Origin of the sequence: Paucisalibacillus globulus (assembly GCF_900184735.1) — a bacterium.
GTDB lineage: Bacteria > Bacillota > Bacilli > Bacillales > Amphibacillaceae > Ornithinibacillus > Ornithinibacillus globulus_B.
This window is the reverse complement of sequence record NZ_LT855393.1, coordinates 101,251-122,950: the sequence shown is the minus strand read 5'-3', so window position 1 is coordinate 122,950 and position 21,700 is coordinate 101,251. Positions and strand designations below refer to the sequence as shown.

Here is a 21,700-nt window from a genome sequence, read left to right as displayed (position 1 = left end):
GTTAAACATTTCCCTATACATTAAAGCCATTTAATAAGTGAACCCTAGCCATTCTTAGTACGGCTAGGGTTCCATCTATCCCTTACATCTTCCCTAGAACCTTCTCCACTGTATTCCGATTACGAGCGGTCGAGTTCATTTGAAGCTTCCTTTCAAAAAAGGCATTGTTATATCGGGTTTGATGAAAATTCTTAGAGAGATGGATGATAATATTTTGATGATCAATTACGTCAAATTCATCATCAACGATTTCTTTCAGGAGTTCGAGTTGCTCGTTTGATATTGGTGTTTTTAGAAAAAGAAGGTATACATTGTCTTTCGTAAATAAGGGATGCTGGTGAATCTTTTCTAAATCTTCTTTAGCACGTATAGTCACAGGAATATCAAATCCAAATGTGTTCTTCAGTTGGGTTTCCATCTGCTGTTCGTCACAAATAGGTTCGTCAAACAAGACATTACCCGTTTGAATATAGGTCCGCACGTTTTGAAAGCCCATTTCCTCAAAGAGAGCCTTTAACGATTTCATATCTACTTTATTCCTTTTACCTAGGTTGATTCCTCTGAGTAATGCAACATAAGACATTCTTCGTTCCTCCTAGAAAATAGTGCTAGTTCTATTATATATAATATTTACATTCTTAGCTTACAATATTATAAATAGTCATAATATTTGGTGAGCAGTTGTTGACATCCAAAACAAATACTATATAATTTTAGATAGGAGAAATATGGAAGGTGGAATAGGATTTGCCAAATTACTTGTAATGGTTAAGCAATTAAATAGTACATTTCTTTTTGAACAGGACGGTTCAGGCGACGGGAGAAGTGTGCCTATTTTTAGCCATTACAGGGAACGCGGGATAATCTGTTGTTTACATTCCAAGCGGGATACCTATAAGGTGTTCTGCTTTTTTTATGGGAAAAAATTTCTCCCATCAGCATTATTTAGCGTTCCTCTGAAAAATAGGAGGAGCGAGTTATGAGTTTAAATCATGTTATTACGTATGAAATTATTGCACAGGAAACCCCTAAGGTCATACGAAATTGTAGGAATTGTAAGGGGAGCACCGAATACTATTGTAGTGATAAATTCAGGGTGAATGCGAATCAAAAATTGGTGGATATTTGGCTTATTTATAAGTGTGTGCATTGTGAAAATACATGGAATTACCCTATTTTCTCAAGAGTCCATGTAAACAAAATTGATTCCAAACTACTTCAAAAATATATGAATAATGATAAAGAAACAATCTGGCATCATGCTTTCCAAACGAGTAAATTACAAAAGCTATGTGATGCTGTGAATCAAGAGATTCATTATGAAATTAAAAAGGATAAATTTCACTTAGTTTCAAATGAAGTGACCATTCATATTAACTGTAAATATGAATTTGGTCTTCGAATCGATAAGTTACTTGCCGAAATACTGGGAATTTCACGGTCCCAGGTGAAGAAGTATGCGAAGGCAGGGATGTTGTTGCTTAGCCCGGGTGTTTCGATGAAAGACAAAGTGACCGATAAATTAGAAATAACGGTTAAAGGGAATGGGCATCAGAAAGCTGCTCCAGGTTCTTTAAGGGAATATGTGGAGAATATCTCTTAATAAATGCAAAATGAGTATTCAAAAAGGATTGGTAAGGTCAGTTTACCAATCCTTTTTTCTGTTCTTATCAGTCCGTTTATTCGACATTAGTCGACATATTTCGGGTGGTGCCAGGCACCGAAGAACCAATCTTTAGTAGCTAATCAGCGACTCTATCCACCTTAATAATCGTGTTAGTAGCATCCAAATAGGTAAATCGATATTTTTCACCTACATTACTAAAGTAGTTCTCCCAATGAAGTGACATTTCGCCTTCCTTAGTTTCAATCAGCACACCGGGTCCTGTGTGATAACCACCACGATAGACATCTGTGACAAGCATTTCCTTAACCTGCCATTCACCTTTGGAATAAGCCGACAGGTCAGTAGCACCCTTTGTGATTTCATTAAAGCTAAATCTTACTAAAAAGATGGTTAGGATTAACGTTATAATTCCGACAGATGCGAATGCGATGACCTTTTTCAATTTGACTCGTTGAGGATTTATAACCGTTATGGTAAAGCAAAGATACAGGATAAAGGAACAAAATAGTAGAGCTGCAGCATATAGAAAAGATTTACCTACTAAATCCAATACGAACGCTGTATAGAGATCGCCCTCAAAGAAATTGTATACGAGAACCGAGCTACCAATTAACACCGTAATCCCAATGATAATGAGCTTAACAAAAATGATTTTTTCTCGTTTTTTGTTTTGTTTTTCACTTGCCTTTTGTGATTTTCTTTTCAAAAGCATCTTCCCTTACTATAATGTGTGGTCTATTGTCTCAGATAAGCTTTACTATCATACGACTGAAGTCTTTTATAGTTTCATAGAAAGTCCAATTGGGTAAAAAAATTATAGAAAAATTAATTATTTTATTCTATCGTAAGTTATAATCATTGATATAGATAGATTTATTTTTTGCACATTCATCAGATGGGAAATGGTACAGCTATGATTAATCAGGAATTCTTTCATCGACGTAATGTAACACTAGTAACTTTAATTAGTGCCTATTTTATCATTCAAATTACTATTAATAGTTTCATTGAGGGGATAGCGAGTATTTTTCCACCAGCTTTTTTATTTGCTGGATTTTACTTAATTGTAATCCTTTTACTACATAAAAAAGTAAACCCGAAGCTGACGATGTATGTATTAGTTAGCTTCATGTATATTTATTTCTATGTTTTATTGACGGATTCTCCTTATCTAGTTAATTATCTTTTCATGTGGTTAGCACTCCCGTTAAGTGCTATCTATCAAAATATACGAGTGGTCTTGGTTGCGGGTGTTGCTTCCATTCTACTTACTGTCTATTCGTATATCTATCTACACCAAGAGATTTTTCCGAATGTCGGGAAGGAAGATTTTGTTTACCTGATCTTGTTTGGTATATTTATCACTAGTTTTCTGGTACTCTTCATCCAAAAAGTTAGACAAGCAAACGGGAAGCTGCAGGAGATTGCATATCGGGATCCTTTAACAGGGGCAGCAAACCGGTTATTACTGAAGGAGAAATTTAACCAGTTAAAAGATGAAAATGCTTCCTCTATTGCTATGTTGTTTATCGATTTAAATGGATTTAAAAGTGTAAACGATACGTATGGACATGAAGTTGGCGATCGATTGTTAGAGATGGTGGTAGCAAGGATAGATGGTGTCCTAAGAGGGACGGACTTGCTTTGTCGCTTAGGTGGGGATGAATTTGTGATTTTGTTATCCAATGTTAATCGCCCTGTTCCGGAAGCAATCGCAACACGGATTCACCATGCCCTAGAAGAGCCAATGGAAATAGATGAACAGCTGGTACATGTTACGGCAAGCATTGGTGGTTCCTTTACAACAGAAGTCATGCAAGCAGATTTGGAAACGATGATTAGAGAAGCGGATAAGGCGATGTATCAAGCAAAAGGTAAGTAAATATAAATTTGAAAGGCTGGTCATGATGACTACAGAAAATCAGATTAATTCAAGTCTCACCCAAAAAGAGAAAGCTGTATCATTTCTACAACTTGTCGCATCAGGGAAAGTTCGCAAAGCATATCAACAATACATAGGTCCAGACTTCTGCCACCATAATCCATATTTTCATGGTGATGCCGATTCACTGATGCAAGCGATGGAACAGGATGCAGCCGGTAATCCTCAGAAGGTGTTAGAGGTTAAGCTTGCTGTTGAAGAGAATGATTTGGTGACGGTTTACTCCCATGTGAGGCAAAAACCAGAGGATCTTGGATTTGCTGTGGTTCATATATTCCGTTTTGAGGATGGCAAAGTGGTTGAGTTGTGGGATGTGGGGCAGGCTGTACCGGAAGAGTCTCCTAATGAAAATGGGATATTTTAGAACCATGGGGACAGGTTCTTGGTTCTAAAATAAACTAGAAAGCTAACGCAATGATAACCACAAAAGTATTACAATAATAAGAAGCATAAACTATTAAGGACATCTGAGCGAAGATGTCCTTTTTTATGGAGTAGAAAAGAAAGATGCTGGTGGAAATTCTAGTGGTAAATCTTCATTTCTATTAATCCTTACATCCTGTTGTCTCTATGAATAAAATGGAAAATATTGTTTATATTAGGATAAGGCTATAGTTAAAGGAGCATATTTCCTATGCCGCACCAGAAGTTTGAGTCTAGCACCATAAAACCACGTTATTCTAAAGGTAGAATATCTATTTGGGGGACCAATTCGGTCTATCCCCGTCACCCTTGGATTGCAGCTTGGTGGTCTGCCGCCTTTCCAGGGTTTGGACATATGTTTTTGGGGAAGTATTTGCATGGCTTTATTCTAATTATTTGGGAACTAGTAGTAAATAACTTGTCTAATCTAAATATGGCGATTGCTTTATCCTTTCACGGTGAATTTGAGGAAGCAAAGGCAGTTTTAAATCAGGATTGGGTTTTACTATATTTGGCCGTGTATCTGTATTCCATATGGGACAGTTACCGATGTGCTGTGGAGATAAAGAAAAGTCATATTCTCTCTGAAATTGAGGATGCGCCTGTTACTCCTTCAGATGTTAGTTTTTTCGATGTTGTCACCTTAGAAAAGAGAAAGCCCTGGGTCGGATTTATCTGGTCGTTTTTTACACCTGGTTTGGGTCAATTATATGGGGGCAGTACGGTTGTTGGCGCGTTCATTTTGGCTTGGTGGATATTTGTTTGCTATAAGGCTGTCGCTATTCGTACTTGGCTTAATTCGTTCCTTGGAGATTTTGATAGTGCGCTTAAAATGGTGGATTGGCAGTGGTTTCTATTTTTACCTTCTATGTTTGCTTTTGCTATCTATCAAGCTTATGTATCGGTAACAGAAAGCAATATATTATTTGATATTGAACAAATACGGTTTCTGAGAGTGAGGGATGAAAACATGCCAAAACAAATGAGCATAGAGGAGGACTCTACTAAAGTAATTGCCACATTTGATCATTCTCCCTTTGTGGAAATCGTCATTCACGATATAGAAAAGCTGGGTGTGCCAAAGCAAAATATTGTGGCATTACCTGTGGAAAACCTTAGTTCCCAGACACATATTATCGATACCATCCATCGATCGGATGGTGAAAGTGTTCTTGATGGAGCAATGATGAGTGCAACTGTCTTTTCAGTATTGGGAACAATATACGGGTTCATATGGGATTGGGGCCCAATCATTTGGGGATTGATAGGATTAGTTGGAGGTTTCCTGCTGGGATTGCTTATTGAAGTTGTAATTAGAAAGAAGAAATTAAACTTAATAGCAAAGCGTAAAAGTGAGGTCATTATAGAGGTGACATGTAGTGCAACTCTTCAGGAACAACTGATAAAAGTGCTTAAAATGCGGAAGGCAATGGGATATGTTGTGATGCCTGAACGTAGTAAGTTATAGCATATACCGCGGGGACAGGTTCCTCGGCTCGTTTCTTCTGAGCCAAGGAACCTGTCCCCGCGGTCTTTTCGTTCTGAAAAAACAGAATCTAATGGTAGAATAAGAATGCTCACACCTCAAAACTAAAATGAGTAAAGTGGCTATCAATGAAAAAAGGTGGGACTGTGATGTGGATGGTTGGAGTAGTTATCATCTTAGCGCTTCTACTAATATTAACGAATCTATATAGAAAGAAACTAGAGCTCGAAAAACAAGTGAAATATTTAAAGCCGTTGGTAGAAACGGCAGAAAATGTACGTGATATTCTATATTACTGTGAAACAGTGCCTAAGTTGAACTATCTATATCTAAGCCCAACAGTAAATGATATCATTGGCCCTAATACATTAGAAGAACATACACAGAACCCTGAGAAAATATTTGAACTGGTACATCCAGAGGGTTCAGAGATACTCGAGCGAAAAAAGGTAGGACAATTGAACTTTTCCGAGCCTATTATGGTGCGACTTCGGAATAAAGAAGGGCAATACATTTGGTTTGAGGAATACGCGACACCGGTCTATAAAGATGGAGAATATGTTGCGGTACAGGGGATTTTACGTAATATCGATGAAAAAGTGGCGTTGCAGCAGGAGCTGGAATATAAATCAACCCACGATACACTAACTGATTTACATAATCGAGAATACTTTCAAAACAAAGTAAAACTTTACAATGAAACTTGTGATGTTCCAATGGCTATCATAATTGCAGACTTAGATGAGTTGAAAATTGTGAATGATCAATACGGTCATCAAATGGGAGACCGCTTAATTCAGGAAGTGGGCAAACAGTTGAAAAAGTATACTGATGAGGATACTGTTATAGCACGTATTGGTGGGGATGAATTTGCTATTCTAATGGCAAACGCAAGGGTAACTAAAGTGGAACTATTCATTCAAGAAATTCAAGAGGATATGCAAGGGAATAGAGAGGATAAACCATTTTATCCGATTAACATATCCATTGGTTATGCATACAGCCAGTCTTCTACTGGTATTATGGAGAAACTGCAAAGTGAAGCGGATGCTAAGATGTATTCTAATAAGAATGTTAAGAAGGAGCACCTTCGTATGGAGGGAGATAACCTTCTGTTAAAGTAGAATAAGCTTCATTTGAACAAGGAAAGGGGCACCTCATAATTATTATTATGCTCCCCCAAAGATAACAGATTTAAAATGAAAATCTGTTATCTTTGGGGGAGCTTTTTGTGTCCTATAAATCTCATTCTTATGATATTAATGGAAAAAAATAATGGCTTAACAGTGAAGAACACACAGTGGAAGGCAACTGGTCTTTAACTGCCTTAGTCCTATAGAATAGAAAGCTAAAGTGGAATAATACCATTAAATACTGGACAAGGAGCAGATCAAAATATCAGATAACAGTAAAATTATTACAATAATATTATAATTGGGTATAATTGACTAAGGATTATAATTTATAATTCGTTAGTTGGGAGGTAATTTATAATGAGGGTAGGGTCTCTAATTAAGTATTATAGACTAAAGCGTGGAATGAAACAGATTGAATTAGCGAGAGGAATTTGTTCAATTTCACACTTGAGTAAAATTGAAAATAACTCATATAACGGAAATGAAGAAACAATAAATTTATTAATAAAAAAATTAGGTATTAGTCTAGAAGAAAAAAATAACCATCACGAAAGATTTATTGAGGTTCTAGAAAACTTCTTCTTAGCAAATTTACATTGTAATGATAAATTAATAGAACAGATATATAAAGAATTCTTATCATACGAAAATTATGCTAACCTGACTACTTTAATTAATACCTATCATCTATATCATTATAAATATTATATTTATAAAAAGGATATGGAAAAGATAAGCTCAATGGAAAGTTTTTTACTGAAGTTTAAAAATTCCTTTTCGGCATCAGAAAAAAATTTATACAAAATTCTTACAGGAAACGCCTTACTCTTAAAAAATAATCCTTTCAAAGCGAAGAACACTCTACTTTCCCTTATGTCCAATCTTAAAACGGATGTTAATGTTGTTAACAGTGAGCTTTATTACCTGATAGGATTATCTTATAGTCATTTACGAGAATATGAAAAAGCAATTTTTTATTCTAAAAAGGCATTGGATTTTTTTCAACGCGAAAATAATTTTATAAGAATTTTACATACACAAATTGTTCTTTCAATAAACTATGTTCGAATTGGGTTGTTAGAAGAGGCAAAGTCTAATTACCAGAGTGTCATACAAAATGCACAGCTATTAAATCAACATGATTTATATAATCAAACCATATTTAATTTAGGGTTATTATATAAAAAGAAAAAGGAATATAGAAAGGCATTGGAATTATTTATAGAAAGTGAACAAAAGTTTGATACGAATAGTATTCCATACATTATATGTAAATTAGGGATAATTGAATTACTTTTCCATTTTGAAGCAGATGAGGAGGAAATAATAAAACATATCGATACAGCCTTAGCGGTTTCAGAAAAAAATAACCAACAAAAGTATTACTTGCAAGCCAAAAGCTATAAAAAGAAATTATTTTCCCAAGTAGAATTTTACTCATTTATTGAAAATATATTATATCCTTATTATAAGAAAAATAACTTTTCTAAAGAAGCACAAGATCTAGCAAAAGAATTAATAGATTACTATTCTAGTAATGGTAATAATTTTAAAAAAGCGTCCTACTATTAAGCTGAAGTTCAACAGGAGGAATATACATGAAAAAAATATTAGTTACTTTAATGTTAGCGGTATTATTAATAACAGGAGTAGGGTCATTTAGTAATAAAGATATGGCGACACCAGATGAACCTATCCATCCACCTACAAATATTTCTAGCATAAACGAAATTATTCAATAAAATTTATGAAAAGTCCAACCTAAAATAATATATTTTCCCAACTAAATGTAATAGATGCACCCTCTTAAAATGTGCTACGTTTAAAACGAATAGTTTTTAAATATTTTGAGAGGGGAATGTAAATTGAGAAAGGTTATCTCGTTGCTATTTGCAATTACTTTTATTGTTACAAGTAGCATAACAGTATCTGCACAATCTACTGAAAAGAATGAAGAAATTTTAAGAGGGAAAGCTTTGTTAGAGGTACCTGAAGACGGTATTGAAAGTTTAGAATCTATTAAGCAGAAAGATGTTCAATTTATTGTAGAAGATTTATCTATGAATGGATTGAACTTACATCTAAAAGGTGAAATTTCATATAATGATCAAGTATACAGTATAAACAAAAAAGGGAAGATTAAGGGCAGTGCACAAAATAAAGGCGATTTAAACATTGAATTTAAAGAGAAAAAAGACTCTAACCAAGAAATTTCTCTTGTTAATGCTTTAGTAAAATACGATGTCGCAGAAGAAAATCTATTAGTAAATAAGTCTCTTGAAAATAATTCTATTATTCAATTAATCTTCTTAAATAACATCACAAATGATTTGATAATCGTAGAGGACAAAATTTCTGATATTAATGGAAAGGCCCTACAGCAGGTAAATAAAGATACGATGGAAAAAGCAGACTTTGATGTGTGGGGACATAAAGTCTTTAAAGCGGCTAAAGTTGAACAAAGAGATGTTACAGCTCTTTATCAAAAGGAAGAAGATGGACTTATTAGTATTATGAGCACGAATGTCAGTGATTATGTCTACAGAGATTTAATAGCAAGTTATCGAATTGTGGGCGGAACGGAAACTCATGTTACAACAGTAAGAGCATCAATAACCGGATCATCTGGATGGAGTGGAACACAACCATTTTTTACTGAGTTAGAAGTTTACTCTATGAGATATACTGATAAAAATGGTAAAAGTCATTCCGGAGCCTCGGTAGTACAGGCAGGACACTATAGTAATCCAGTAAAATGGTATGCTGAAATTAACAAGGGGTCATCATCTAATAGAGATATTCTTCAAAAGATTGGATGGGATAAATCAGCAATATCAAAATCAAGCGGAAACCTTTCATTAAGTTTTGGTATAGGTTGGGGCCCTCTAAGTTATTCTTATACACCTAGTTCTTTTTCACAGACTGTTACAGAAGCTAGCTCCACACAAATTTATAGTGGCGGTAGTCGATATCCTGGAGATGCAAGTGTAAGTTTTTCAAATACCTACTTACATAGGTCGGGACAATTTTATAACGGTACACTTTGGGTAACTCATAATGGTAGTAATACAACTAAGAATGCTAAGTCTGTTTATACAATCCCTTATTACAATAATGATACTTTGGAATACCTTGGTACTGCAACATTGACTACAGATGTGAATTATATTTCAAAATAAAAATAAAAGTTAAGTAACAGTCTAATGTAACTGTTACTTAACTTTTTTGGAGAGAGTATATGAACAAAACTAAACTGATTTTCACCTTAATAATTGTATTTTTAGTTATATTAATCGCGCTACTTGTGCTTAGCAAAAATAATAATAGCAACTTACAGGAAATGTATATTAAAAATAGTATTAGTGAACCTTTAACCCAATTTGCAGATAACTTAAAGATAATAAATACTCAATTGGAAGACGTAATATCTACCAGAGAGATAACATTGGATGAATTGAAGAACTTAGAAACTAATGTAATACTAACCTCCCAGTATTTGAGTGATTTTAAAAATAACTATAATGAATTTATAAAAGATGAAGATGACTTAATTTTGGATGCAACAATTCCTGAAAGTAGGCTTATCCAGGTGCAGAATAATCTACATTCTATGAATGAAATGTTAGTAGATAGAGATTATAATCTAAGTAAAATTCATGAACTTAGTCAAGAAGAATTAGAACTATTGGAAAGCAACCAAGTCATTACATCTTATTATGATAAAGTAATGGGCACATTAGAAAACCCATTTATAAACGAGACGATAAAAAACAAAAGTGATTTTAAAAGAAGTGAACCTTGGTTAGATTTTATAAAAGAATTAGATGGCGATATTCAATAGTTAACAGGAGAACCACTTCAGCCTTACTAGAAGTAGTACAGACTTCTTCTGAATGATAAGAAGAGCACCTTACTAATGTAAGGTGCTCTATTTTTAAGTTGCTGAGGTACCTGTCCTCATGGCACTTTTTATCTCATCCAACAATATCTCTTTAACGTCACTATCCGTATTCCATCTCTCCAAATGTTGCACCATTTTCTGTAGGTGTCTTTCTACTTTCGCTGGTTCACCTTTTTGTTCAAAGTGTTTTGCCTGTTTTAATTGGTTGGTTAATTGCTTATAGGTTGGATGTGGTAATTCACCTTCCTGATAATAGGAATCAATAAAGGAACCTAATGAATCTAGCGTTTCCTCTGTAGCAGGTGGCGTTACTTCAATCTTTAATAACTTTGTACGATTCTCGATTGGCGCATAATAGATATGACCATTCTCCCCAAGGGTAAATGTCATCGTATCCGTTATATATTGGAATTCAAGTGTAACTGGATCAATTACATATAACTTAGAACCAGCATTGGCGTAAAGGAAGCCATCTTTTGACCATTCTAGATGAACATTATTCCACGCGCCTAAGGCAGGATTCGGGACAATATTAACACTTTTAACAACCTCTAGTGTATCCGGGTCTAGTGCAAACACAAATCCTTTTGAAGCTCCCCAAATATAATCATCGTTCAAACCAACTTTAAGTTGGCCGATTTGAGCTGGCTTATCTAAACCATCTATGGATAAAGTCACTTCTTTTGTTTTCTCTTCCGTTTCCGGATCGAATACAAATAGTTTTGCTTCTTCTGCTGTTGGGGTACTTCCAAGGCCACCTGTAATGGATGTTGCACCATATACGAGGCCATTATGATAAATAATGTCATTAACACTTTGGTCTTCCACAATATGACGGAAGACTTTATGTGTTTCGCCATCATAAACTGTAAGTGCACCGCCTAGTTTCCCGTATGTTGGAATACTACCGATGAATAGTTTACCATCACCAGAAGCCATGGAATGAAGTCGTTCCTGCTCTTCTCCAATGACAAATAATTCGGTAGGTTGTGCATATGGATCTACTTCAGGATCAGAAACCGCAACACTTCCTGATGGATACAGTCCGAAATACATCTTTCCATCCATCTCATGCATCACATCTGCCTGTCCTAAGGTGATGCTAGTCATTTCTTCTGTCAGAGGATTAAATACCGCACCAACTGCTCCCGTCATCCCACTCATATAAATCTTGTCTTCTGAATAGGTGAAGAATTTATTGGTGACATTCGCAGTAGGTGGAACCATATCTTTATATTGAAGAACGGTTTCGGTTTCAATATTAAAGAAGGTCACCTCACCACCAAATGTAACCGTGGCAAGACTCTTACCAGGTAGACGTTCATCTCCTTCAATCTCCACCCAGTCAGCCCCTCTTAAGCCTGAACCATAAGCCATGTTGGTACCATGAACTTCAAGCGTTTCTAAATTAACATACTTTAATATTCCATCTGCCACAAAGTAAACATTTCCTTCAAGTGAATCTGCAACATGAAGTCCTGTGACATTTTCTAGTACAACATCTAGCCAAACACCTTCTTGAATATCATAAATATACATTTTCTTCGAGACCGAGTATCTAGCGAAAACATATCGGTCATCTACTACATTAAGGTCATAAACAAAGCCAGATTCATTCAGTTCTTCTGCGATATCTACTTTTTCTCCTGTTTCGAGATCTAAACGAATTAACTTATCATGAGCAGTTCCAGCGTAAATATAGCTATCATGATAGTCCATTGATCGAACATACTCTTGCGCCTGGTCACCAATCATTTGTCCATAATCATGTAATTCACCAGTTGCCTTTTCATATTTAAAGACCTTGCCACTAGGATATGTTCCAATATAGGCATTACTCTCTTCATCAACGGCTAATGCCCATAGGGAAGCCTCTGGAATTTCTGCTAGTGCTTGAATTTCTTTGGTCTCAGGAGAATAACCCCAAATAAAACTTCCTCCAGTAACATAAACGGTTCCGTCTGGAGCAACCTCATGATGCCAAGAATCATGTGCCCCTTCCATCATTAATGTTCGTAATGTTTCCCCTGTATCCAGGTCGATCACACTAAATTGTGCAGGGATTCCCTTTGTTGTCGTATAAAGCACATCATGCCCATCCTCAAATCCAGCCGCACCATCGTAAATCGCTGTTCCACCACTTAAAGGAAAACCTAGTTCCACTGGGTCTGAATAAGTTGGAAATGAATTGTTCTCAGCACTCGCTTGACCAAACGGTGTTGATACAAGTGCAAGCATAGTTACAATCATAAAAACTTTTACGAAAAAAGATTTATTTCGCATGAACTTCCTCCTAGCTATTTTAAATTTGCATAAAACTGGATATAGAAGCTTCTTTAACGTTAAAGCGCTTTCAATAAAATATAAATGAATATTTCCTTTATTGATAATATTTATAAAATATCCAGTGAGAGAAGACAAGTCTATTAAGAGGCGTTAAATTAAATGAGCATTTTGAATGAGGACGAAGGAACCAGTTACAGTACACTTGTGGTAATATGATATTAATCAAAACGAATCTTTCCCGAGAAAGGATGTTTACCCATGAAACCCGGCGAAATAACAAGTCTGACAAAGTTAAGCCTCCAAAGTGGTCTTCTGAATGAAGAAAGCATCGGATGGGCTCGGAAACCGTATATCATCAGTAATGTAAAGGGAAGTTTTCTGCGCAAGAAAAAGTGGAATTATTGGTGTGTCACGACGCCAGAGGTATTATTTTCAGCAACGATCTCTCATATTGATTATGCTGCGGTGATGTTTGTTTATATTTTAGATTTGAAAACGCTTCAATTCCATGAGAAAACGACACTTGTCCCTCTAGGCAAGAAGATTACCATGCCAGAAGGGGTACAGGAATCAGTTTCCTATGAAAGTAAAGGGATGACGATTCGGTTTAAAGACTCTGGACAAGTGACGACTATAACGGTACATTGTCCGAACTTTAGTGGTGATGGACAATCGCTTGAAGCGGATCTAGTGTTAACTAGACCGGAAGACTATGAATCTCTGAATGTAGTGGTTCCTTGGAGTAATAAACGATATCAATTTACGTCAAAGCAACCAGCTATTCCGGCAACAGGGAGAATTACTTGGAGAAATAAGCAATTCCAATTACAGGAGAATGATGCTTTTGGCTGCTTAGACTTTGGACGTGGGAAGTGGAACTATCAGTCCACTTGGAACTGGGCCTCTGCTTCTGGTGTTGTGGAAGGGAAAAGAGTTGGTCTTAATTTCGGTGGTCAATGGACAGATGGGACCGGTCAAAATGAAAATGGTATTCTGGTAGGAGACAAGCTTCATAAGATACATGAGGACATTACCTGGGAATATGATACAAATAACTATATGAAACCGTGGAAATTGTACACGAAAGAGACGAAACGTGTTTCGCTAGAATTTACCCCGTTATTTGAAAGGATTGCGACTACAAATGTGGTCATTATCAAGTCTAGTGTTCATCAGATGATAGGGCATTTTAATGGGTCTATTACAACAGATCAAGGGGAGAAAGTTGAAATACAAAATATGCTAGGATGGGCAGAGGACCATATGGCAAGGTGGTAAGATAATAGAATGATAGATAGTTCAATTCCTACATAAATCTTGAAGGAGAGTAATAATGGAGAATTTCTCACATAAACAAATGGCTGTAGAGTGTTTTAATAAGGCATGGGACCTTCTAGACAAGAGTGACCGAACTTCTATCGAAGAAGAGCAAATGATTCACCAATGCCATACATCATTCTGGCATTGGACACAGGTAGAAGATCATACGCCTCAAAATATATCGATAGGGTATTGGCAGCTTTCTAGGGTTTACGCAGTGGTCGGTCAAGGTGAACGAGCATTGCATTATGCAGAGCTCTGTGTAACCGTTAGTAAGGAAGCAGAACTTCCCCCATTTTTCATTGCTTATGCTTATGAAGCACAAGCAAGGGCGCAGATTGAATTAGAACAATGGGAAGAAGGAGAAAAAAGCATAGCCCGTGCAGAGGAATACATGCCGTTAGTAACGGTGGACGATAGTAGGAAATTGGTGGAAGCAGATGTGTTGGAATTAAGAGCCATGCTTGATAATAGGTAATAAATGAAGAACAACGCGGGGACAGGTACCTTGGCTAATTCCAAGGTACCTGTCCCCGCGGTTCTTTTATTTAATAAAAATACTTTTTTACATAGAACGACAAGAGAATCTAGAAAAAATAGATAATTAGGTCTATTTTCGCAAAAAAATCAGCAGAAAGTTTAGTAGTTTTATATCATTTCTACAGTTTTCTAAAGACATGTTGTCGAAACCTGTCAATATATTTTTCCCTAATTCACTGATTATTCTGATACACTAGTCCTTATATTAACGTTTAAGGGGTGGTTATCTTGTTGAAAGTCCTATCGAAAGTAGGGTTGGTTCTTGCTTTAGCAGGTGGCGTTGTGTTCTCGGGTCTGCAATTAAGCGATTCGACCGCAGAGAAAACAAGTCAGTATGATTTCAGCCCAGCAACCTATGTGGGGGTATCTCCGGATTTGGCTGATAAAGCGAGGGAGCTAGGGATTGATGTCTCCAAAGTAGATCCAACTGAAAAAATGGCGAATCACGGTAAAAAGTTCCAGCAAGCAGGGGATAATCGTGTTGCCTATAGCGAGACAAAAGGGGATGTACCCGTACTTGTATTATTAGCGAAGTATAAAGATGGTGATGAACCAATTGGGGACATGGAAGGACAAGTTCCTGCCGAATACTATGAGGATTTAATCTTTGGTACGGAGTACAATCCATATGAACTAGATGTATTTAAGCAATATGACGGTCCAGATGTACCAAAGGATCGGACGATGCAAAATGCTTATAAGGAATCTAGTTATGGGGCAGTAAATCTAGTACGTAAAGAAAATACAGAGTTCGTATGGGTTGAGCTACCAAAAGGGGCTTCCTATTACTTAGATCAAGAGGGTACCTATGCAGAAAATGGTACGTATGTATTTGGGAATGTGAACGGGGATGCACACACAGGTGAATTCATCCGTGATCTATTAAAAGCAGCGGATGAACAAGTGGATTTCTCTCAATATGCTGAAGACGGGGAAGTTCCGAATGTGTTCGTCATTCATGAAGGTACAGGTGCTGAGTTTAGTAGTGATCCTGCACAGTTCTGGTCTCATAAGTGGAATCTATTAAGTGCCCTTTACTATGGGAAATACTATGAAACAGGATTAACACCAGATGTGATTGAAGGAGTCAGTCAAGCTGAGTGGATTGATCGTACTGTTGCAGAGGATATGACGTATGATGGTGTTGTGGTAAACAACTACAATATTCAACCGGGTATTGGCGGAAACGTTGCGGGATATAACGCTGCAACAGGTGAGTATGATGAGGCTTTGAAACAAGGTCCATTCCCAGCTCAAACTGGAGTATATGCTCATGAATTTGGTCATGCTCTTGGACTACCAGATTTCTATGATACGACTTATTCATCAGAAGGTGTTGGTAACTATTCGATGATGGCGGGTGGATCGTGGATGCGTTATCCAGATGCTGCACCTTATTCTGGAAACTCACCGACACACTTTGATCCATTCTCTAAGATTTTCTTAGGGTGGGTAAACCCAATTCAAGTAACACCTGAAGATGGTAAACAAGAAATTACCTTACCTCCTGTTGATCAGGCAGATGCTGATAACGGAATCGTTAAAATGGAAGTGCCTGGTTCCAATGGGACAGAGTATTTCTTATTTGAAAATGTCCAACAAAGTGGGTTTAACAAAGGGCTAATCCGCCAAGGCGAAGACTCACACGGGTTAGTAGCTTGGCATGTGGATGAAAACATTATTAGCCTATATCAAACAGCAGGATTCCGTGTGAATAATGTGGAAAACTGGATGAATAAGCGATTCCAGTATAACCAATCTGAAGTTGCAAGCGACGGTACCGTGGTTACACATTATGGTTTGTCAGTTCTTCAAGCAGATGGGAAGTATGATTTAGAGAAATACGTAAACCGTGGTGATTCAGGTGACTTCTTCCAAACAGGATCTCAGCTAACACCTAACTCTAAAAATGTTCATACAGGTTCCTACTATTTCTGGAAAGGCTATGGAAATACACCGGCTGATTCTGGAATCCATGTAACAGATATTGTAGAAAATGAAGACGGATCGGTAACCGCTAAATTCTTCTATGGTAAAAATAAGAATAAAAAATAAGATTAAAAAGAAAACCATGGGGACAGGTACCTTGGCTCATAAGCCGAGGAACCTGTCCCCGCGGTACTTTTTACAATCTATATCTTTGAAATTCACCCCAGTTTTCTTGACCGGAAGACTGAGGAAATACTGATATAAAATGTACAAAGATTGGTACAAAATCAAGATTTGGGTAGAAAGAAAATAATTTCTGATCGCCATAACGAATAGCTTCTAATGCCAGTGGTAATTCGCGTCTAAAGACTTCATGACGTTTCTTTGATTCGCTTTCGTTATATGGTGATTTATCTACCTGTACATAAACACAATACACCATATGTTCTCCATTTGTTAACCATTCCCCTAAAACTTCGTCCCCCATTGGATTAAGTTTCTCCCAGGTAAATTGCGTTCCTATAGTGAGAAATAAGTCGCCAGTAAAATCCGAATGGGTTAAGGTATATCGGCGCGAGAAGAGTGGTCCAATAGCTGATACACCATCTACATACTCGGTTGTTAACTTTTCCGGTTTAAAGTTGCTCATAGTAATCAGCTCCAATTATTTAATAAAACATTATATTAGGAAGGCTTGGGAACTGTCCCCGTGGTATAAGTGCACGAAAAAAAAGACCCCTAGGGGTCTTTTTCAATTATTATAGGTCAGAAATCATTCCGCCATCTACTACAAATTGTGCTCCAGTGGAATAGCTAGAATCATCAGAAGCAAGGTAAACTACTAAATTAGAAACCTCTTCTACTTCTGCTCTTCTTCTTAATGGAATATCTTGTTCTAATTGCTTCAAGTATGCTTCAACATCAGGTTGGTCCGCCATTGGTGTTTTAATAATTCCTGGGTGTACGGAATTGACACGAATGTTATGTTGTCCAAGCTCTGCAGCTGCCCCTTTTGTCATACCGGTTACAGCATGTTTCGAAGCACTATAAGCGATTGCGGTTGGCGCACTTACTAGTCCATCTACTGATGAAATGTTAACAATAGAACCTACGCCAGCTTTTTTCATGGAAGGAAGTACTTTTTGCATTCCTAAGAATACACCAAGCTCGTCCACTTTAAATGTTAGTTCGAAGTCTTTCACTGTTAATTCTTCTAGTGTTTTGAAGATACCGATTCCAGCATTGTTTACTAAAACGTTGATTGGACCAAACGCTTCTTCTGTTTTTGCAACAACGTCTACCCAGTTATCTTCATTAGCTACGTCTAATTGAAGAGCTATTGCGCTTTCTCCTAACTCCTCAGTTAATTGTTGTGCACCTTCTAAGTTAAGATCTGTGATTGCTACTTTCGCGCCTTCTTCTACAAATTTACGAGCATGCATAGCACCCATACCTTGTGCTGCACCTGTAATAATGGCTACTTTACCGTCAAGTTTACCCATGATGTTTTCCCCCAATATTTAGAATGATTTTAGATAATGGAATCATGTATCTCGAACTTATTATTTGTCAGCAGGATATTATTACTCCTACATTTCTATAATTATTTCTAATTCGAGATATTTGATTTAATTATAATTTTAACACGGAAGGAAGTTAATTCAAGTTTTCTGCCTAGATGCCGTGGGGACAGGTTCGTTTCTTTACACTTTCTTTATACTTTACTAGTCTATTTATTTAAACTTGTTCCCTATACTAATCTTATCAACAAATAAAAGGATGATTAGTTATGTCAGAAACAATTCTTAAATCAATGAATGTCTCCAAAATATATGGTAAACACAAAGCTCTTGATAAAGTTTCCATCGAGATTAAACGCGGAATGATATATGGCTTAATCGGGGAGAATGGTGCGGGTAAATCAACGTTTATGCGCATTATTATGGGGTTGATTACTACCGATGAAGGCAAGATGGAGTTGTTCGGCGAAACCGATAAGAAAGGACTCCAACATGCACGAAGAAGAATGGGACAATCGATTGAGACACCTGCACTTTATCCGGAGTTAACAGCCCGTGAAAACCTGCGTGTCCAAGCAGCAAATGGTGGGGTTAGTGAACGAGAGATTGATGACTTACTTCACTTAATGAAGCTAGAACATACCGGGAAGAAAAAGGCGAAGAACTTTTCATTAGGGATGCGACAACGTTTAGCGATTGCATCTACTCTGATCACAAATCCGGAATTCTTAATTTTAGATGAGCCGACTAATGGTCTAGACCCTTCTGGAATTGTGGAAATGCGAGAAATCATTCAACGATTGGTGAACGAACGGGGGATCACGGTCTTGCTATCGAGCCACTTGCTTGATGAACTTTCACAGATAGCGACCCACTACGGTATCTTACATAAGGGGAAAATCATTAAGGAAATATCCAAAGAAGACCTTGCACTTGAAACTCGTCAATATGTTGAACTAGAGACTTCAGAAGTACAACAGGCAGTTACCGTATTAGACGAATTAGGGGTAAAGGATTATGAAGTAAAAAGTAAAACGGAGATTCATATTTATGAACGCTTAGACGATGTAGCTACAATAAACCGTTCATTGGTCTTAGCTAATTTGGATGTATCGCGGATTGGTACAACTAGACAGAAATTAGAGGATTATTTCTTGCAATTAACAGGAGGAAACCGTCATGTTTAATCTATTGGCCGCAGAAAAAATTAAATTATCACGAAGTAAAAAATTAATGATTGTAATTGGTATTTTTCTTTTGCTACCTATTATTCAAGTAGTGAATACGCAATTAAATGTTTCCAATGGGAAGGAACTCGTCCAGGCAGTTGATACCGTTATTAATGGTGCATCAGGTATTCTTATGATAGATAAAAATGGACTTACGATATTACTAGTGATTAGTGCATTTATAAGTTTCTTTATTGGAGAAGAATTTCAAAATGGTACCATCCGAAATGCCTTGTCATTAGGACGTAGCCGTATGCATTATTATTTATCCAAATTGGCGACCGCAGCGATTGTTTCTTTACTTGGGGTGTTTGTATTAACGGCAATGGGTATGATAAGCTTTTCCATAGTATTTGGCTTTGGAAGTGTTGCCGAAATTAGTAATTACCTTCCATATGCAATGAAAACGTTTAGTACGTTATATTTATTAATCCTGGCTAATGTTTCGGTCTATGTCATGATTAGTTTTCAAACTAAGAATAGTGGTGTATCCATGGTATGGTGTTTTCTTTATACGATTGCTACCGGTTTTTTACCTGATATCTTTCAACAGACAGAAAACTTTAAACATGTTTCAGACTGGTTTACAGAAACATTCTTGTTTTATTATGATTTTGCTAGCATTGAAGGATTAGCTACCTATCCAGAAATGAATCTAGTGAGTCTTATCACTATTCTATTATCATCCACATTAGGTATTATCTTATTTAATCGAACAGATATAAAGTAGGTTGATCTATATGGCAACGATATTAATTGTAGAAGATGATGTTACGATTCACTCTCTTATAAAAGAAACTCTTGAACTGCATGGATTTCTTACCGTAAGTGCCTACTCGGGTACGGAAGGGAAATTGGTGTTCGAACAACAACCTATCGATTTGGTTCTTTTAGACTTAATGCTTCCTGGTATGGATGGAGAGGAGCTCCTTCAAGCATTTAGAAAACAAGCTTCTATTCCTGTTATTGTCATATCAGCAAACCATGACCAAACTTCGAAAGTAGAGCTATTAATGAACGGAGCGGATGATTACATCACCAAACCCTTTGATGTAAAGGAACTACTTGCAAGAATTAATATTCAATTGCGTCATGCGACATCGTCTTCCGCCAGTAATCGAAAGGAAGTACAATACAACGATATTCAAGTCGATCTGGATACACGAGAAGTAAAGGTGAAGGACCAATTAATCCACCTTACAGGACGCGAGTATGAAATCCTTCTATTATTTCTTGAAAACCCGCAGAAGGTATATAGCCGAGCCAATATTTATGAAAGTGTTTGGAATGAACCGTTCTTTGATAGTGATAAAACGATCAACATGCATATAAGCAATTTGCGAAATAAGTTAAACGCAGCTGAAGCAAACTATATCAAGACAATCTGGGGCATAGGATTTCGATTTGATTAAACGAAGGGAGTGTTCATGACATGTGGGGATGGATATTTTTCTTACTATCATTAGCGCTCCTTTTTTACATATTCTTCTTAAAGCGGGAGATAAAAAAAGTACAGCGGGAAGTGAAGGAGCTTCCTACTCGTTCAAGTTACGGCAATAGACTTTCACTTGATTTTCGAGAAAGGACATTACTTGATTTAATCGATGAACTAAATCGAATGGTCGATAGCTATGAAGAAAAGCAGCGTCTCGCTAAGAACATGGAAGAGAATGTGAAATTAACTATCGCTGGGCTATCCCATGACTTGCGTACACCACTTACATCGATCCATGGCTATGTTCAACTATTACATGCCACAACCGATGAAGCAAAACGAGCAGAGTACTTAACCATTATCGAACACGCAGTCAAACGATTGCTCGAGATGACCGATCAGTTCTATGACTTAGCACAGATGGAAACGAATCAGAAAGCCCTAACCTTAGTCTCCATGTCCCTTCCTAATTTAGTGGAAGATATTTTCTTATCTTTTTACGCACAATTACTAGAAAAGAACATTGAGGTTCACTTTCCGGAAGACGTATGTGAAAGTCAGGTTATTGCGGACAAGATCATGCTCACCCGCGTCCTGCAAAATATGGTACAAAACATATTGCGTTATGCTAAAAGTGAAGCAGTAATCAGCTACCATCGCGATGGTGATTTTCTTATACTTAGCGTAAAAAACGACATTAAGGCGGAAAGCGAAATAGCCGTGGAAAAAGTATTTATGCGATTTTACACTGAGGTGACCAGTAGAACAAATACAGAAGCAAGCGGGCTTGGTCTATACCTGTCCAAAAAGCTGGTAGATAAGATGAGTGGAAAAATGGATGCAGAGTTGCAAGGGAAATGGTTTATTATTCATCTGTATATGCCTGTGAATAGGATTCAAAGTATGAGTTGAAAGAAGGGAAGTAG

21 protein-coding genes are annotated in these 21,700 nt (G+C 36.8%); 16 read left to right on the top strand and 5 right to left on the bottom strand.

Features of this window, described 5'->3' with window-relative positions; all coding sequences use genetic code 11:
* Window positions 1–82: 82 nt before the first annotated feature.
* Window positions 83–583 carry a DUF1697 domain-containing protein gene (locus BN999_RS13075; RefSeq protein ID WP_096272042.1) on the bottom strand — a complete coding sequence of 167 codons (501 nt, stop codon included), beginning with the start codon at window positions 581–583 and terminating at the stop codon, window positions 83–85.
* Between the two features lie 396 nt (window positions 584–979).
* Here BN999_RS13075 and BN999_RS13065 point away from each other — a divergent pair, with 396 nt between their 5' ends.
* Window positions 980–1,603 carry a DUF1062 domain-containing protein gene (locus BN999_RS13065; RefSeq protein WP_096272038.1) on the top strand — a complete coding sequence of 208 codons (624 nt, stop codon included), beginning with the start codon at window positions 980–982 and terminating at the stop codon, window positions 1,601–1,603.
* A 139-nt stretch (window positions 1,604–1,742) separates the two neighbouring features.
* Here BN999_RS13065 and BN999_RS13060 read toward each other — a convergent pair whose 3' ends face one another.
* Window positions 1,743–2,333 carry a hypothetical protein gene (locus BN999_RS13060; protein WP_096272036.1) on the bottom strand — a complete coding sequence of 197 codons (591 nt, stop codon included), beginning with the start codon at window positions 2,331–2,333 and terminating at the stop codon, window positions 1,743–1,745.
* 189 nt (window positions 2,334–2,522) lie between these two features.
* On the opposite strand from BN999_RS13060, the gene BN999_RS13055 reads away from it, so the two are divergent.
* The 8 genes from BN999_RS13055 (at window position 2,523) to BN999_RS13025 (ending at window position 10,455) form a co-directional block, all read left to right on the top strand.
* Complete coding sequence (locus tag BN999_RS13055) at window positions 2,523–3,509, top strand: GGDEF domain-containing protein (protein WP_255247465.1); 987 nt, start codon at window positions 2,523–2,525, stop codon at window positions 3,507–3,509.
* 25 nt (window positions 3,510–3,534) lie between these two features.
* The gene (locus BN999_RS13050; protein WP_255247464.1) at window positions 3,535–3,933 is read left to right on the top strand and encodes a nuclear transport factor 2 family protein; all 399 of its coding nucleotides are present in this window, start codon (window positions 3,535–3,537) and stop codon (window positions 3,931–3,933) included.
* 270 nt (window positions 3,934–4,203) lie between these two features.
* The gene (locus BN999_RS13045; protein ID WP_096272032.1) at window positions 4,204–5,460 is read left to right on the top strand and encodes a hypothetical protein; all 1,257 of its coding nucleotides are present in this window, start codon (window positions 4,204–4,206) and stop codon (window positions 5,458–5,460) included.
* Window positions 5,461–5,606: 146 nt separating this feature from the next.
* Complete coding sequence (locus BN999_RS13040; RefSeq protein WP_255247463.1) at window positions 5,607–6,602, top strand: sensor domain-containing diguanylate cyclase; 996 nt, start codon at window positions 5,607–5,609, stop codon at window positions 6,600–6,602.
* A 369-nt stretch (window positions 6,603–6,971) separates the two neighbouring features.
* Window positions 6,972–8,186: a helix-turn-helix domain-containing protein gene (locus tag BN999_RS13035; RefSeq protein ID WP_096272028.1), complete on the top strand. Its 1,215-nt coding sequence runs from the start codon at window positions 6,972–6,974 to the stop codon at window positions 8,184–8,186.
* Window positions 8,187–8,212: 26 nt separating this feature from the next.
* Window positions 8,213–8,356: a hypothetical protein gene (locus tag BN999_RS20665; protein WP_176481979.1), complete on the top strand. Its 144-nt coding sequence runs from the start codon at window positions 8,213–8,215 to the stop codon at window positions 8,354–8,356.
* A gap of 123 nt (window positions 8,357–8,479) precedes the next feature.
* Complete coding sequence (locus BN999_RS13030; protein ID WP_096272026.1) at window positions 8,480–9,793, top strand: hypothetical protein; 1,314 nt, start codon at window positions 8,480–8,482, stop codon at window positions 9,791–9,793.
* A 59-nt stretch (window positions 9,794–9,852) separates the two neighbouring features.
* The gene (locus BN999_RS13025; RefSeq protein ID WP_096272024.1) at window positions 9,853–10,455 is read left to right on the top strand and encodes a hypothetical protein; all 603 of its coding nucleotides are present in this window, start codon (window positions 9,853–9,855) and stop codon (window positions 10,453–10,455) included.
* A 93-nt stretch (window positions 10,456–10,548) separates the two neighbouring features.
* On the opposite strand, the gene BN999_RS13020 is transcribed toward BN999_RS13025, so the two are convergent.
* Entirely contained in the window at window positions 10,549–12,798 is a 2,250-nt protein-coding gene (locus tag BN999_RS13020) for an FIMAH domain-containing protein (RefSeq protein ID WP_096272023.1), read from the bottom strand.
* A gap of 261 nt (window positions 12,799–13,059) precedes the next feature.
* On the opposite strand from BN999_RS13020, the gene BN999_RS13015 reads away from it, so the two are divergent.
* The 3 genes from BN999_RS13015 (at window position 13,060) to BN999_RS13005 (ending at window position 16,716) form a co-directional block, all read left to right on the top strand.
* The gene (locus tag BN999_RS13015; protein WP_096272021.1) at window positions 13,060–14,079 is read left to right on the top strand and encodes a DUF2804 domain-containing protein; all 1,020 of its coding nucleotides are present in this window, start codon (window positions 13,060–13,062) and stop codon (window positions 14,077–14,079) included.
* A 55-nt stretch (window positions 14,080–14,134) separates the two neighbouring features.
* Entirely contained in the window at window positions 14,135–14,599 is a 465-nt protein-coding gene (locus tag BN999_RS13010) for a hypothetical protein (RefSeq protein WP_096272019.1), read from the top strand.
* Between the two features lie 290 nt (window positions 14,600–14,889).
* Complete coding sequence (locus BN999_RS13005) at window positions 14,890–16,716, top strand: M6 family metalloprotease domain-containing protein (RefSeq protein ID WP_096272017.1); 1,827 nt, start codon at window positions 14,890–14,892, stop codon at window positions 16,714–16,716.
* Between the two features lie 70 nt (window positions 16,717–16,786).
* Here BN999_RS13005 and BN999_RS13000 read toward each other — a convergent pair whose 3' ends face one another.
* Together BN999_RS13000 and BN999_RS12995 are read right to left on the bottom strand one after the other, a co-directional pair.
* On the bottom strand, window positions 16,787–17,239 hold the full coding sequence (locus BN999_RS13000; protein ID WP_096272015.1) for a staygreen family protein: 453 nt from the start codon (window positions 17,237–17,239) through the stop codon (window positions 16,787–16,789).
* 109 nt (window positions 17,240–17,348) lie between these two features.
* A complete protein-coding gene (locus BN999_RS12995; protein WP_096272013.1) occupies window positions 17,349–18,092 on the bottom strand; it encodes an SDR family NAD(P)-dependent oxidoreductase in 744 nt (247 codons plus the stop codon).
* A 287-nt stretch (window positions 18,093–18,379) separates the two neighbouring features.
* On the opposite strand from BN999_RS12995, the gene BN999_RS12990 reads away from it, so the two are divergent.
* The 4 genes from BN999_RS12990 to BN999_RS12975 all read left to right on the top strand — a co-directional run bounded on the left by BN999_RS12990 (window position 18,380) and on the right by BN999_RS12975 (window position 21,686).
* On the top strand, window positions 18,380–19,297 hold the full coding sequence (locus BN999_RS12990) for an ATP-binding cassette domain-containing protein (RefSeq protein ID WP_096272011.1): 918 nt from the start codon (window positions 18,380–18,382) through the stop codon (window positions 19,295–19,297).
* A complete protein-coding gene (locus BN999_RS12985; RefSeq protein WP_096272009.1) occupies window positions 19,290–20,069 on the top strand; it encodes an ABC transporter permease in 780 nt (259 codons plus the stop codon). Before BN999_RS12990 ends, BN999_RS12985 begins: the two co-directional genes overlap by 8 nt.
* 10 nt (window positions 20,070–20,079) lie before the next feature.
* Entirely contained in the window at window positions 20,080–20,751 is a 672-nt protein-coding gene (locus BN999_RS12980; protein WP_096272007.1) for a response regulator transcription factor, read from the top strand.
* 110 nt (window positions 20,752–20,861) lie between these two features.
* Entirely contained in the window at window positions 20,862–21,686 is an 825-nt protein-coding gene (locus BN999_RS12975; protein ID WP_255247462.1) for a sensor histidine kinase, read from the top strand.
* Window positions 21,687–21,700: the final 14 nt, after the last annotated feature.

Bases quoted from the DNA above. Each gene is read 5' to 3' on its own strand.
- BN999_RS13075 (WP_096272042.1), bottom strand. From the start codon at position 583: ATGTCTTATGTTGCATTACTCAGAGGAATCAACCTAGGTAAAAGGAAT.
- BN999_RS13065 (WP_096272038.1), top strand. From the start codon at position 980: ATGAGTTTAAATCATGTTATTACGTATGAAATTATTGCACAGGAAACC.
- BN999_RS13055 (WP_255247465.1), top strand. From the start codon at position 2,523: ATGGGAAATGGTACAGCTATGATTAATCAGGAATTCTTTCATCGACGT.
- BN999_RS13050 (WP_255247464.1), top strand. From the start codon at position 3,535: ATGACTACAGAAAATCAGATTAATTCAAGTCTCACCCAAAAAGAGAAA.
- BN999_RS13045 (WP_096272032.1), top strand. From the start codon at position 4,204: ATGCCGCACCAGAAGTTTGAGTCTAGCACCATAAAACCACGTTATTCT.
- BN999_RS13040 (WP_255247463.1), top strand. From the start codon at position 5,607: ATGAAAAAAGGTGGGACTGTGATGTGGATGGTTGGAGTAGTTATCATC.
- BN999_RS13035 (WP_096272028.1), top strand. From the start codon at position 6,972: ATGAGGGTAGGGTCTCTAATTAAGTATTATAGACTAAAGCGTGGAATG.
- BN999_RS20665 (WP_176481979.1), top strand. From the start codon at position 8,213: ATGAAAAAAATATTAGTTACTTTAATGTTAGCGGTATTATTAATAACA.
- BN999_RS13025 (WP_096272024.1), top strand. From the start codon at position 9,853: ATGAACAAAACTAAACTGATTTTCACCTTAATAATTGTATTTTTAGTT.
- BN999_RS13020 (WP_096272023.1), bottom strand. From the start codon at position 12,798: ATGCGAAATAAATCTTTTTTCGTAAAAGTTTTTATGATTGTAACTATG.
- BN999_RS13015 (WP_096272021.1), top strand. From the start codon at position 13,060: ATGAAACCCGGCGAAATAACAAGTCTGACAAAGTTAAGCCTCCAAAGT.
- BN999_RS13010 (WP_096272019.1), top strand. From the start codon at position 14,135: ATGGAGAATTTCTCACATAAACAAATGGCTGTAGAGTGTTTTAATAAG.
- BN999_RS13000 (WP_096272015.1), bottom strand. From the start codon at position 17,239: ATGAGCAACTTTAAACCGGAAAAGTTAACAACCGAGTATGTAGATGGT.
- BN999_RS12995 (WP_096272013.1), bottom strand. From the start codon at position 18,092: ATGGGTAAACTTGACGGTAAAGTAGCCATTATTACAGGTGCAGCACAA.
- BN999_RS12990 (WP_096272011.1), top strand. From the start codon at position 18,380: ATGTCAGAAACAATTCTTAAATCAATGAATGTCTCCAAAATATATGGT.
- BN999_RS12985 (WP_096272009.1), top strand. From the start codon at position 19,290: ATGTTTAATCTATTGGCCGCAGAAAAAATTAAATTATCACGAAGTAAA.
- BN999_RS12980 (WP_096272007.1), top strand. From the start codon at position 20,080: ATGGCAACGATATTAATTGTAGAAGATGATGTTACGATTCACTCTCTT.